Here is a 12694-nt window from a genome sequence, read left to right as displayed (position 1 = left end):
GTAAACTCGTTACAGCTTATATTCAAGCAACAATAGGCTATCGAAAAATAACCTCCAGACCGGGTCTGAACACACCACGCAGCAGCACGCCGGTCGCGGCTACGGTTGTTAGATAACGGCCCGCCTGCGAACAGCGGGCCAGGTCTCAGATTTACACTTTCTCGGCGCGGCTGTAACGCTTGCCATCCGGGCTCACCGCGCGGATTTGCACTTCACCGCTAACCTCAGGCTTGGCCTTAGCATCATAACGTTGCCATTGCTTGCCACCGTCGGTGGAATACTCGATGCCCAGACCCGGCAGCGAAATATTGGCTTCCAGCTTGCCCCCCACCACTCGGGCGCCTGGCACCGGCAACCGGTAGCTCACGCCACCTTTGTCCAGTTTTGCCAGCTCACGCTGACCGAGCAGGTTGGCGAAGCGCAGCCAATCCCGGTCCAGTTTCCTGGTATCGATGAAGTGGGTTTCGCCGCCTTTATACTCCCGGCCCGCCCGGTAATCCTGCTCCCAATCTGCCCGGTGCCATGCGCGCTCGGCCACCGACAACGAACGAGGGAAGATCATGTACTCCATTTGTTCGTCGGTACGCTGGGTTTCGCTCCACATCTGCGCGGAAATACCGTAAGCCCCCGGCCAGGGTTTGTCGCTCTTGGCGGTAAAGTGATTACCGTCGCGATCAACCGAGGTTTCGGCGTTTTGCGGCAAGTTGTTTGGCGCAAAGCTGAACATTTTCTGCTCGTCGCTGAAACGCGTTCCCCAGTAGTAACCGCGCTCGTCCGGGTTCACCTCATACGGGAAGTCCATGTAGACATAATCCGGGTTTGAGAGGATCAGCTCGTATCCCTTGTTGGACCAGTCGTTGGCACTGTCGAACCCGCCCCAATACAGCGTATCCCAGAAGTTAACCCCGACACGTTGGGTAGCAAAGGCCTTGGCGTTTTTCGCATCTTTCAGGCCATCCTGCCAGGCTTGCATTCTGTCGATGCCGTGCGCTTTTACCAATTGGCTGACTTCCACCCCGAAGTAGCTTGGCAGATGCTCCATATCGGCGACCTTGCCCTCTTTGATCATCGCCTGGCAGACCTGAGATTTCGCCCATGGCTTGTCTTCTTTGCTCTGATCAATGATGCCTTTGCCGGCTTCCGGCTTGTTCACATCGGTATAACCGGCGCCCAACCTGATATTTTTCGCCTCATCCCCGCCAAAGTGCCAGGTGCTCAACGGTTGTCCGGCCTCTTTATGCATCTGGGCAATCTCGCCGATCACCTTGTCGACAAAGCGCTTGGACGAATCCAGGCAAGGATTGAGGTAGCTTTGGCGGTTAAAGTACTGCACCGAGGTGGTGTTAGAGGTATCGGTTGGATCCACCAATCGGAACTCGTTGGCTTCTTGTTCTTTACCGGCGGCATGCAGTTTCTTATAGCGAGCTTCCATTGAGACCACCGCCGCACGGGCATGCGCCGGCATATCGATTTCCGGGATCACTTCAATCTGGCGCGCCTTGGCGTATTTGATGATGTCGATGTAATCCTGGCGAGAGAAGAAGCCGCCGTAAACCTCGGGACCCTGGCCATACTGCGGCAACAGGCAGGTGGTTTCACTCAGATCGTGGCAACGCTGCCCCCCGACCTCGGTCAGCTCCGGCAAGCCCGGAATGGCAATACGCCAGCCTTCGTCATCACTCAGATGGAAATGGAATTTATTGAGTTTGTACGCCGCCATTTGGTCCAGCAGGCGCAACACCGCATCTTTCTGGTGGAAGTTACGCGCCACATCCAGGAAGATGCCGCGATACTGGAAGCGCGGCGCATCTTTGGCCTCCAGCGTGGCGATTTTGGCACTGCCGTCGGTAGGTACCAATGACAGAATCGACTGCAAGCCATAAAACACCCCGGCCTGATCGAAGCCGATGACTCGCGCTTCCTGATTGCCTATTTTCAGCTCATAGGCTCCCGGCACCGCCAGTTCACCTTTGAATTTTCCTGGTTGAATATCGGTTTTGATCGGATAACCGGCTGCGTTACTGGTTATTCCCAACAGCGCGAAACGCTGGGCTACGGCATCTGCCGCCGGTTTGGATAATGCGCTCAGCTCCAACACAACGCCTTTACTCAGATCCACATCCTGCGCATGCACTTTAACCTGCAGCGGCGTTGGCACTACCTGACCGCGTAACGACGCGGTGGGTAAAGTTTTTAGCTCGGCGTTTTTCGTGAAGCGCGAGGCCGGCGTCATCAGGATGTTATTGTCGTCTTTGGTGCGCTTCCACTGGTCGCCGGTGAACGGCGCAACGAACTGGTTCAGATCTTCGGTATCGGTATTGATCAGAATTTTGGGCTTGGCATCGCCCGAAGTGGCATACCAGCGTGGCACGAAGTCAGTTTTAAACAGTTGCCAGTATTCAGTAATAATCGGGATTTCTACTGTTTTCCCCGCTGGGAAACCGATAAATTTATCGGTAGGCTCCAGCTTGTACAGATCACCGGTCAGGTGAGCTATCTTGAACTGATCGTTATCCACCCGCAGGGTCTGACGGGCGCTGTGGAAGTAAATCGCCCAGTCCTGACCTTTGATCTCCTGATTGTCGTTGGTCAGGCCAATCAGCAGCTTGTTGCAGGCCGCCCAATCGGCCCCCAGCTTGCCGCAATCCAGGCCGTTTTCGGCGGCCCGGTTATCGACCATTTTCAAATTCAGTTTCAGCTGGCTCAGTTGATCCACCAGCGGTTGATTGGCCATCGCGTTCCCCACGCTGCCAAATAATCCAACGGTTGCCGTCAACGCGGCAAGCGCGCTCAATTTGAATTTATTCATTTTCAGCATCATCCTTAATTGTTGTTATCGCGGATCTCTTTCCAAATCTGGCCACATTTGGCGTCATAAGCCTGGCCGTTACCGCTGTGAACCGCTTGAATACAGTTTTGATAATCCATCACCCGCACCGTTTCTTTCTCGGCGAACTGTTGATGCTGCTTCTCTTGTTTCAGTACGTTCAACACCGCCTGGCATGACTGCAGTTTTTCCGGTGAGCCCTCTGCGGTGTTGATGCAGGCGCTGTAGGCCTGTTTCAATTTGGCATCTTCCGGCGGTGCCGCCGGCTGTACGCAGGCGCTCAGCGTAGCTACCGCAGCCAACATCATCATGATTTTTTTCATCGTTTTATTCCCGTTAAATGACCCCGGCGCTGCCGCCGGGGAAGATACCGGTCATCTTTCAAGCTGCAGCGTTGCTAGCTGCACTGGCTGCAACCTGAAAGCTGTAAGGTATGTTTTAGAAAATGGTGAATGGCGCGATAACCATGAATTTGACGTCTTTCTCGTCCTGGAAGATGTTGCCGTAACCCCCGCCCCAGCTTGGGATATTGGTGTGGTTGTCGTATTGGGTGTAGTGCAGTTTCAGCAGCGTGCCTTTGGCGCGACCTTCCTGAATGGTGTACATGGCATCCAGGCTCCAGGCGCTCTCTTTCAGGCGCTGGCTCTGATCGTACATAGGGTTGGTGCTCGGTTTGGCGTCCCAGGCGTAAACGTAAGAACCGCCCACCGCCATGCCCGGCAGGTTCCAGTTGCTCAGGTCGTACATCACCCCGGCATAAACCGCTTTTTCGCCGTTGGCGTTAAAGTCGGAACGGTTATCCCACCACACGTCGAGGCGGCCGTTAGAAGAAGCGTAGGTTGGCGTCATGCGTTGCAGGAAGTAGCCCTGGTTGCCTTCGGCTTTGACCATGGTGCCTTCCAGGCGCCAGTTGAACTGGCCGGTGGTGTAACCAAAGGTCAGTGCTTGCAGCCAGGCCAGACCGTCGTAAATGCTGTTCGGGTCGTTCTTGTCGTTAATGCGGTCTTCGGTGCCGTAGAACTGGTAGCTGGTGGTCAGCGGGTTGCCCACCAGATCGAATTTATAAGACGCCTTGGTGAAGTACTGATTCACATAGCCCTGGGCTTGGCCGAATGCCGCCTCCAGCACCAAATCGTTTTTGAAGTCGTATTTGGCACCCAGCGAGTGCAGGTAGGAGACACCGGTTTTTTTATCGTTCTGGCGGAAGTCGTCCATCTCGATGTGCCATGGCGCTTTATATTTATTGGTCCACATGTAAGAGAAGCTCAACTCACCGGCATCGCCGTAGTCAAACTTGGCGCCGGCCTCTGCGCCCTGATAGGTGCCTGGCATAAAGCTCCAATGCGGCGCCAACAGAGTTTGGCCACTTGGCTGGATATAACCGCCACGTGCCCAGACGGGGCCATATTTGAATTTACCGGCGGCTTTATACAGGCTGATGCCGCCTTTGTCGCCGGAGTAGTCTTCATCATAGGTACGGTTTTTGGAGGAGAACGCGATTTCATTCGGGTGGCCGCTGGCGCTGGATTCAGCCAGCTCGATGGCGGTAAAGGCGCCCACGTCCAGGCCGAACATGTCCCAGGCATAGCCCGAGGCAAAATCCAGGCTCAGGTTGGCCGTCGAATGCGACAAGTTGGTGGTGTATTTATTGTAATCGTCACTGGTCGGATTGAGATCTTTACGGTCACGCTCACGTTGCCAGTAGTAAACACCGCCGGTCATCGTGGAGTCATCGATAAATCCTGCGGCTTTCGCCTCAGGGGCCATGGCAAACCCTGTTCCCAACAGCGCACCCGCGACTGCGAGCGCCAGCGTTTTACGCTGAGCACCGTGCGTACCCATAATGAAATTCCTCTTTGACTTAACTTTAAAAGTTGCAGCCGCCCGTGTTCACCACTGCCCTGCACGACTGCCAATAAAAAACCCAACCGGGTAAAAAATATTGCCGATGGGCTAAATTCCCACAGCACTTATTGCTACAGACAGACTATTTTTCGCGACGCGAATTATCAAATGAAATATCAGAGAGATTTGTCAAAGTATGACAAAGAGCACATATCGATGAGATTTTGTTACGTGGGTATGCAAAGAGGATGTCGAATAAAAAATTCAATAAAATCAGAATAAACAATGATACGAGGTCAACAGGAGACGATTAATGGTTTCAGCCGAATCAAAAAAGTCAGCCAGAAGAAAAAATATGAGAGCGCTCTCCAGATGACATTAATTCGCATCACGAATATATAAGACAATGTTATATGAGCGATGATTTATATCAAGAAATTACTGTTACAACGGCCAGATAAAAATTTAAAAGAGGATTGAAGGAACAACATCGCAGCGGAAGGGGGAAATGGCGCAGACATAAAAAAAGCGCAACCGAAGTTGCGCTCTTGGGGTGTTAGCCGTTGATCAATCAGACACCCAGTTTAGCCCAGGTGTCGCGCAGGCCAACGGTGCGGTTAAACACCAGGTGCTCAGTCGAGGAGTAACGGTTATCGGCACAGAAATAACCTTCTCGCTCGAACTGATAGGCCTTTTCCGGCTGTGCGGCAGCCAGGCTAGGCTCCACGAAGCCGTGCTTGATAACCAGCGACTCCGGGTTGATGGTGGCGAGGAAGTCCTCTGCCGCAGCCGGATTCGGCACGCTGAACAGACGGTCGTACACGCGAATTTCCGCCGGCAATGCATGCTCAGCAGACACCCAGTGGATCACGCCCTTCACCTTGCGGCCATCGGCAGGATCTTTGCTCAAAGTGTCCGCATCGTAGCTGCAGAAGATGGTGGTGATCTCGCCTTCAGCATCTTTCTCGACGCGTTCAGCCTTGATCACGTAGGCATTGCGCAGACGCACTTCTTTCCCCAGTACCAGACGCTTGTACTGCTTGTTGGCTTCATCGCGGAAGTCAGCACGGTCGATATAAACCTCGCGGCTGAACGGCACCTCACGGCTGCCCATTTCCGGCTTGTTCGGGTGGTTAGGCATGGTCACCATTTCCACGCCGGAGGTCATATTTTCGATGACAACCTTCACCGGATCCAGCACGGCCATCGCACGCGGCGCGTTTTCGTTCAGCTCTTCACGAATGCAGGCTTCGAGCGCCATCATTTCGACGTTGTTTTCCTGCTTGGTCACGCCGATACGCTGGCAGAACTCGCGGATGGACGCAGCGGTATAGCCACGGCGACGCAGGCCGGAAACGGTCGGCATACGCGGGTCATCCCAGCCCTCAACGATTTTCTCGGTCACCAACTGGTTCAGCTTGCGCTTAGACATGATGGCGTACTCGAGATTAAGGCGTGAGAATTCGTACTGACGCGGATGACAAGGGATGGTGATGTTGTCCAACACCCAGTCATACAGACGACGGTTGTCCTGGAACTCCAGCGTACACAGCGAATGGGTGATCCCTTCCAGCGCATCGGAAATGCAGTGGGTGAAATCGTACATCGGGTAGATGCACCATTTGTTGCCGGTCTGGTGGTGTTCCGCGAACTTGATGCGGTACAGCACAGGATCGCGCATCACGATAAACGGCGAAGCCATGTCGATCTTGGCACGCAGGCAGGCGCTACCTTCGGCGAATTCGCCGTTGCGCATTTTTTCAAACAGCGCCAGGTTCTCTTCCACGCTACGACCGCGGTACGGACTGTCTTTGCCCGGCGAGGTCAGGCTGCCGCGATATTCGCGGATTTGCTCAGGCGACAGCTCGTCGACGTAGGCCAGCCCTTTGTTAATCAGCTCTACCGCATACTGGTGCAGCTGATCGAAGTAATCTGAGGAGTAACGGACGTTGCCGCTCCACTCAAAGCCCAGCCACTCCACGTCGTGTTTGATCGACTCAACGAACTCGATATCTTCTTTCACCGGGTTGGTGTCATCGAAACGCAGGTTGCACTGGCCCTGGTAGTCACGGGCAATGCCGAAGTTCAGGCAAATGGATTTTGCATGGCCGATATGCAGATAGCCATTCGGCTCCGGCGGGAAACGGGTATGTACCGACGCGTGTTTCCCTGACGCCAGATCTTCATCGACGATCTGACGGATAAAATTGGTTGGGCGGGCTTCAGCCTCACTCATTTCACTATTCCTCAATGCAAAGCGCTACACATAACCGCCTATGATCCAACAAGCCACGCCCGGAAACAACCGTTTGTTTCACGAAAAATGCGGGACGTTGCACCACGACAGATCGCAGCACCACAACGGGGCAGCTTTCGTTACCTGTCGCCCATAAAAAAGCGGGAAGAGATTGCTCTCTTCCCGCCAAAGGTAGGGTGCGTTCCGTCATGACTCGTTAAACACCCCAGGTACTACTCAGGTAAATCGGTTTACTTTTGGATCTCGAACAGTTTGGTCTGGCCTGCGACCACAGAACCGGTCGCCAGCGCCGACAGACCGGCGTAATCGTCAGCGTTGCTGACCACTACCGGGCTTATCATCGAGCGGGCGTTGGCGTTCAGGAAGTCCAGATCCAGTTCAAGGATTGGCTGGCCGGCTTTCACCTCTGCGCCCTCTTCAACCAGACGCTTGAAGCCCTGACCGTTCAATGCCACGGTGTCGATACCCATGTGCACCACAATTTCCGCACCCTTGTCGGTTTCCAGACAGAAAGCGTGGTTGGTGTTGAAGATTTTCACGATGGTGCCGTCAGCCGGCGCCACGACGGTTTTATCCGTTGGGCGAATCGCCAGACCGTCGCCTACCGCTTTGCTGGCAAAGGCTTCGTCAGGCACCTGATCCAGCGCCACCACTTCACCGGTGACCGGAGCCACCAGCGACTCGAAGGCCACTTTCGGCGCGTTAGGCACCGCTTGAGATTTAACTGCGGTCACACCGGCTGCCGGTGCCACTTCTGCCGCAGGAACCGGGCCGGCTGCGATAACCGCACGCATGCCGTCGGCAATGGCTTCCGCTTTAGAACCCACAATCACCTGAACGGTTTGCTTGTTCAGTTTCACCACGCCGGAAGCACCCAGACGTTTACAGCTTGCATCGAGCACTTTCGAAGAATCTTTCACGCTCAGACGCAGACGGGTAATGCAGGCATCAATGCCGGTCAGGTTGTCTGAACCGCCGATGGCACCGATATAGCTACGAGACAGAGCGCGCAGACCTTCATCGGTATTGCTGTTGGCTTCCGGTGCGACGATATCGTCAGACGCATCTTCGCGACCCGGCGTTTTCAGGTTGAACGCACGGATAATGACGGAGAACAGAACGAAGTAGACCGCGAAGGCGACCAGACCCATCAGGACCAGCATCCAGACGTTTTTACTGGCGGCCGGCAGGTTGTACATCAACACATAGTCGATGGCGCCTGCAGAGAAGGAGAAGCCGGCGTGAATACCCAGCAGGGTGGCTACAAACAGGCTGATACCGGTCAAAATGGCATGGACCAGATACAGCAGCGGAGCCAGGAACATGAACAGGAATTCAAGCGGCTCGGTCACGCCGGTCAGGAACGCGGTCAGTGCCACAGACAGCAACATACCGCCAACCATTGGGCGACGCTCTTTCGGCGCAGCGAAATACATGGCCAGTGCCGCACCCGGCAAACCGAACATCATGATTGGGAAGAAGCCGGACATGAACATCCCGGCAGTGCCGTCGCCCGCGTAGAAGCGGTTGATGTCACCGTGGAAGATGGTGCCCGCGGCATTGGTGAATTCACCAATCTGGAACCAGGCGATGGTGTTCAATACCTGATGCAAGCCGGTTGGGATCAGCAGACGGTTAACGAAACCGAAGATGCCGGAACCCACCGCACCCATGGACACAATCCATTCACCGCCGGCGTGGATGGCATTCTGAACCGGTGGCCAGATGTAACCAAAGATCGCCGCAAGGATTAAACAGAAAAAGCCGGTGGCGATAGGAACGAAACGTTTACCGCCGAAGAAGGAAAGGAACTCAGGCAGTTTGATGCCGGACCAGCGGTTATAAACCGCCCCGCCCACCAGACCGGTAATAATACCGGCCAGCACGCCCATATTGATCGCCGGGTTGATGGTGACCATCGCTTTGGTCAGGATGAAGTAACCTACCGCACCCGCCAGTGCGGCTGAACCGGCATTGTCTTTCGACCAGGTTGCTGCCACACCGATAGCGAAAATTAACGCCAAATTATCAAAGATTGATCCACCGGCCTGTGCGATGAACGAAATATTGAGTAAGTCGGGCTGGCCGAAGCGGAGCAAAAGCGCCGCCACGGGCAGTACTGCGATTGGCAGTTGCAACGACCTGCCCAATCTTTGGAAAAAGCCGAGTATGTTCACCTTAATATTCCCCCTAATGCCCTTTTATGGGCTTTATCATATTTTACGCTAGCGCCATCACACACTGCGATTAACTCTGGACGAACGACAACAAAGTGGAGTGTAAAAAAATTATTTCGTATCGCAAATTAAAACCTCCTTTTTTGTGATTTATATCACCAAAAAGCAGTCTTAAGCTGCCACATTGCTAGCCATCACACAAAACTTATTTTATCATTAAAAAAATCATCGAACCTGACGCATCACGTGAGAATCATAAACCTGGGTTAGGCTTAAGACTCTCGTTCAGGCACGAACCAGTATAGCTTTAGTTTACTTACCCCAAGAGGTGTTAGATGAGACTTATCCCACTGAAAGATACTGCACAAGTCGGCAAATGGGCCGCACGCCATATCGTCCAGCGCATCAACGCATTCAAGCCTACTGCGGAGCGTCCGTTTGTGCTCGGCCTGCCAACCGGTGGTACTCCGCTGGAAGCGTACAAACATCTGATTGCGATGCACAAAGCAGGTGAAGTAAGCTTTAAGCATGTGGTGACTTTCAACATGGATGAATACGTTGGCCTGCCGCAGGAACACCCGGAAAGCTATCATACCTTCATGTACCGTAATTTCTTTGATCACGTTGATATCCCACGCGAAAATATCAACCTGCTGAATGGTAATGCACCGGACGTTGACGCCGAGTGCCGCCAGTACGAAGCGAAAATCAAATCCTACGGCAAGATCAACCTGTTCATGGGTGGCGTTGGCATCGACGGTCATATCGCGTTTAACGAGCCGGCTTCATCTCTGGCCTCGCGCACTCGCATCAAAACCCTGACCGAAGATACCCGCATCGCCAACTCCCGCTTCTTTGGCGGCGACGTTAGCCTGGTACCGAAGTTTGCACTGACCGTGGGCGTGGGCACGCTGCTCGACGCAGAGGAAGTGATGATTCTGGTGACCGGCCACGCCAAGGCTCAGGCGCTGGAAGCCGCTGTGGAAGGCAACATCAACCACATGTGGACCATCAGTTGCCTGCAGCTGCATGCCAAGGCCGTTGTGGTGTGCGATGAGCCATCCACCATGGAGCTGAAAGTCAAAACCGTTAAGTATTTCCGCGAATTAGAAGCGGAAAGCGTGAAGAGTCTTTAATTCCTGCAGGGGGCTACGATGTTCGCTTTAACCCACGGCCGTATTTTTACCGGCCACGACGTACTTGACGACCATGCAGTGGTAATCGCTGATGGCCTGATTGAACGAGTTTGCCCGCTGGCTGAACTGCCGGCCGGCATTGAAACGCGCGATCTGGGTGGCGCTATCCTGGCCCCCGGTTTGATCGACGTGCAGCTTAACGGCTGCGGCGGCGTTCAATTTAACGACTCGCTGGACGCCATTTCGGAAGAGACGCTGGAAATTATGCAGCGTGCCAACGAAAAATCCGGCTGTACCAGCTATCTGCCGACGCTGATCACCAGCAGCGACGAATTTATGAAGCACAGCATCGAAGTGATGCGCGCTTATCTGAAAAAGCACCAGAACCAGGCGCTGGGTCTGCACCTTGAAGGGCCGTACCTTAGCCCGTTGAAAAAAGGCACCCATAACCCGGCGTTTATCCGCAAGCCAACCCAAGAGATGATCGACTATCTGTGCGCGAATGCCGATGTGATCACCAAGGTGACGCTGGCGCCGGAAATGGTAGAGCCGCACTTTATCAAGCAACTGACCGACGCCGGCATCGTGGTGTCCGCCGGTCACTCGAACGCGACTTACGAACAGGCCCGCACCGGTTTTGCTGCCGGCATTACCTTCGCCACTCACCTGTATAACGCCATGCCGTATATCACCGGGCGCGAACCGGGGCTGATGGGGGCGATTTTCGACACGCCTGAAGTCTATACCGGCATTATCGCCGACGGCCATCACGTGGCCTGGGCGAGTATCCGTAACGCCAAACGCATGAAAGGTGATAAATTGGTGCTGGTCACCGACGCCACCGCCCCGGCGGGTGCTGATATTGACCAATTTATTTTCGCCGGTAAAACAATATACTATCGCGATGGGCTGTGCGTGGACGAGAACGGCACCCTGAGCGGATCTGCGCTGACCATGATTGACGCGTTGAAAAACAGCGTTGAACATGTCGGCATCGCGTTAGATGAAGCGCTGCGTATGGCGACACTCTATCCGGCGCGTGCTATCGGCGTAGACAATCGTTTAGGTACGATCGAAGCCGGTAAGGTGGCAAACCTGACCGCGTTTACCCGCGACTTTAGCATCACCAAAACGCTCGTTAACGGTAACGAGGTTTAATTTCATGAACAGCGAGTAAAATTATTGATGAGTACTGGCGGACAGGCACAGATAGGGAACGTTGACTTAGTCAAACAACTCAACGGCGCGGCGGTTTACCGCCTGATCGACCAACAGGGTCCGATCTCGCGCATTCAAATAGCCGAACTGAGCCAGCTAGCGCCCGCCAGCGTCACTAAAATTACTCGCCAGCTGTTGGAGCGCGGGCTGATCAAAGAAGTCGATCAGCAAGCCTCTACCGGCGGCCGCCGCGCCATTTCCATTGTCTCCGAAACCCGGCATTTCCACACCGTGGCCGTACGCCTCGGTCGCCACGATGCCACCATCACCCTGTACGACATGAGCGGAAAATCGCTCGGTGAAGAGCACTACCCGCTGCCGGAAAGGACCCAGGAAACACTGGAAAATGCGTTGTTCACCGCCATTGCGCAGTTTATCGAAGACTACCAACGCAAGCTGCGCGAACTGATCGCCATCGCGGTGATCCTGCCCGGTCTGGTTGACCCGGCGCTCGGTGTGGTGCGCTACATGCCACACATCAGCGTCAGCAACTGGCCGCTGGTAGACAACCTGCAGCAACGCTTTAACGTCACCAGCTTCGTCGGCCATGACATCCGCAGCCTGGCTTTGGCCGAACACTATTTTGGCGCCACCCGCGACTGTGAAGACTCCATTCTGGTACGTCTGCACCGCGGCACCGGTGCCGGCATTATCGTCAACGGCCAGATTTTCCTGGGCAATAACGGCAACGTCGGCGAAATCGGCCATATTCAGATCGACCCGCTGGGGGAACGCTGCCACTGCGGCAACTTCGGCTGTCTGGAAACCGTCGCCGCCAATGCCGCGATTGAACACCGCGTGCGCCAGTTACTGACTCAGGGCTACCCCAGCAAGCTGACACTCGACGACTGCAGCATCTCCGCCATCTGCAAGGCCGCCAACCGCGGTGACCTGCTGGCCAGCGAAGTGATCGAGCACGTCGGCCGCTACCTCGGCAAAGCCGTGGCCATTGCCATTAACCTGTTTAATCCGCAGAAAGTGGTGATCGCCGGTGAAATTACCGAGGCAGAAAAAGTGCTGCTGCCGGCGATCCAAAGCTGCATCAATACTCAGGTGCTGAAAGACTTCCGCAAGAACCTGCCGGTGGTCACCTCCGAACTCAATCATCGCTCGGCGATCGGGGCTTTCGCCCTGGCCAAGCGGGCAATGCTCAACGGCGTGCTATTGCAGCGATTGCTGGAAAGCTGATCCGCCGCCTAAGGCAGGTGTGTTATCTTCGCGTTTTGCCTGCCGC

Annotated in this window: 8 protein-coding genes; 3 read left to right on the top strand and 5 right to left on the bottom strand. The window is 54.7% G+C overall.

Annotated elements, in window-relative coordinates:
- Positions 1–151: 151 nt before the first annotated feature.
- The 5 genes from H5P17_RS13680 to nagE form a co-directional block, all read right to left on the bottom strand.
- Positions 152–2809, bottom strand: a complete 2658-nt coding sequence (locus tag H5P17_RS13680; RefSeq protein ID WP_182823476.1) for a family 20 glycosylhydrolase — start codon at positions 2807–2809, stop codon at positions 152–154.
- 14 nt (positions 2810–2823) lie between these two features.
- On the bottom strand, positions 2824–3150 hold the full coding sequence (gene chiQ, locus H5P17_RS13675; RefSeq protein WP_020825644.1) for a ChiQ/YbfN family lipoprotein: 327 nt from the start codon (positions 3148–3150) through the stop codon (positions 2824–2826).
- Between the two features lie 115 nt (positions 3151–3265).
- Complete coding sequence (locus H5P17_RS13670) at positions 3266–4669, bottom strand: OprD family outer membrane porin (protein WP_020825643.1); 1404 nt, start codon at positions 4667–4669, stop codon at positions 3266–3268.
- 574 nt (positions 4670–5243) lie between these two features.
- Positions 5244–6908, bottom strand: coding sequence for a glutamine--tRNA ligase (gene glnS / locus H5P17_RS13665; RefSeq protein WP_182823474.1), 1665 nt, complete (start codon positions 6906–6908; stop codon positions 5244–5246).
- A 251-nt stretch (positions 6909–7159) separates the two neighbouring features.
- A complete protein-coding gene (gene nagE, locus H5P17_RS13660; RefSeq protein WP_182823472.1) occupies positions 7160–9106 on the bottom strand; it encodes a PTS N-acetyl glucosamine transporter subunit IIABC in 1947 nt (648 codons plus the stop codon).
- Positions 9107–9441: 335 nt separating this feature from the next.
- On the opposite strand from nagE, the gene nagB reads away from it, so the two are divergent.
- From nagB to H5P17_RS13645, 3 genes are read left to right on the top strand one after another with little or no spacing between them, the layout of a single operon-like run.
- Positions 9442–10242 (top strand): glucosamine-6-phosphate deaminase, encoded by an 801-nt coding sequence (gene nagB / locus H5P17_RS13655; protein WP_020825640.1) that lies wholly within the window; start codon positions 9442–9444, stop codon positions 10240–10242.
- Between the two features lie 18 nt (positions 10243–10260).
- Positions 10261–11400 (top strand): N-acetylglucosamine-6-phosphate deacetylase, encoded by a 1140-nt coding sequence (nagA, locus tag H5P17_RS13650; RefSeq protein WP_182823470.1) that lies wholly within the window; start codon positions 10261–10263, stop codon positions 11398–11400.
- Between the two features lie 27 nt (positions 11401–11427).
- A complete protein-coding gene (locus H5P17_RS13645; protein ID WP_020825638.1) occupies positions 11428–12648 on the top strand; it encodes an N-acetylglucosamine repressor in 1221 nt (406 codons plus the stop codon).
- Positions 12649–12694 lie beyond the last annotated feature (46 nt).

The organism is Serratia sp. OS31 (genome assembly GCF_014164835.1).
GTDB lineage: Bacteria > Pseudomonadota > Gammaproteobacteria > Enterobacterales > Enterobacteriaceae > Serratia > Serratia liquefaciens_A.
Note: the sequence above shows the minus strand (reverse complement) of the source record. Positions and strands in the feature narration are given on the sequence as shown.

Coding starts and splice junctions, on each gene's coding strand:
- H5P17_RS13680 (WP_182823476.1), bottom strand. CDS start 2,809: ATGAATAAATTCAAATTGAGCGCGCTTGCCGCGTTGACGGCAACCGTT.
- chiQ (WP_020825644.1), bottom strand. CDS start 3,150: ATGAAAAAAATCATGATGATGTTGGCTGCGGTAGCTACGCTGAGCGCC.
- H5P17_RS13670 (WP_020825643.1), bottom strand. CDS start 4,669: ATGGGTACGCACGGTGCTCAGCGTAAAACGCTGGCGCTCGCAGTCGCG.
- glnS (WP_182823474.1), bottom strand. CDS start 6,908: ATGAGTGAGGCTGAAGCCCGCCCAACCAATTTTATCCGTCAGATCGTC.
- nagB (WP_020825640.1), top strand. CDS start 9,442: ATGAGACTTATCCCACTGAAAGATACTGCACAAGTCGGCAAATGGGCC.
- nagA (WP_182823470.1), top strand. CDS start 10,261: ATGTTCGCTTTAACCCACGGCCGTATTTTTACCGGCCACGACGTACTT.
- H5P17_RS13645 (WP_020825638.1), top strand. CDS start 11,428: ATGAGTACTGGCGGACAGGCACAGATAGGGAACGTTGACTTAGTCAAA.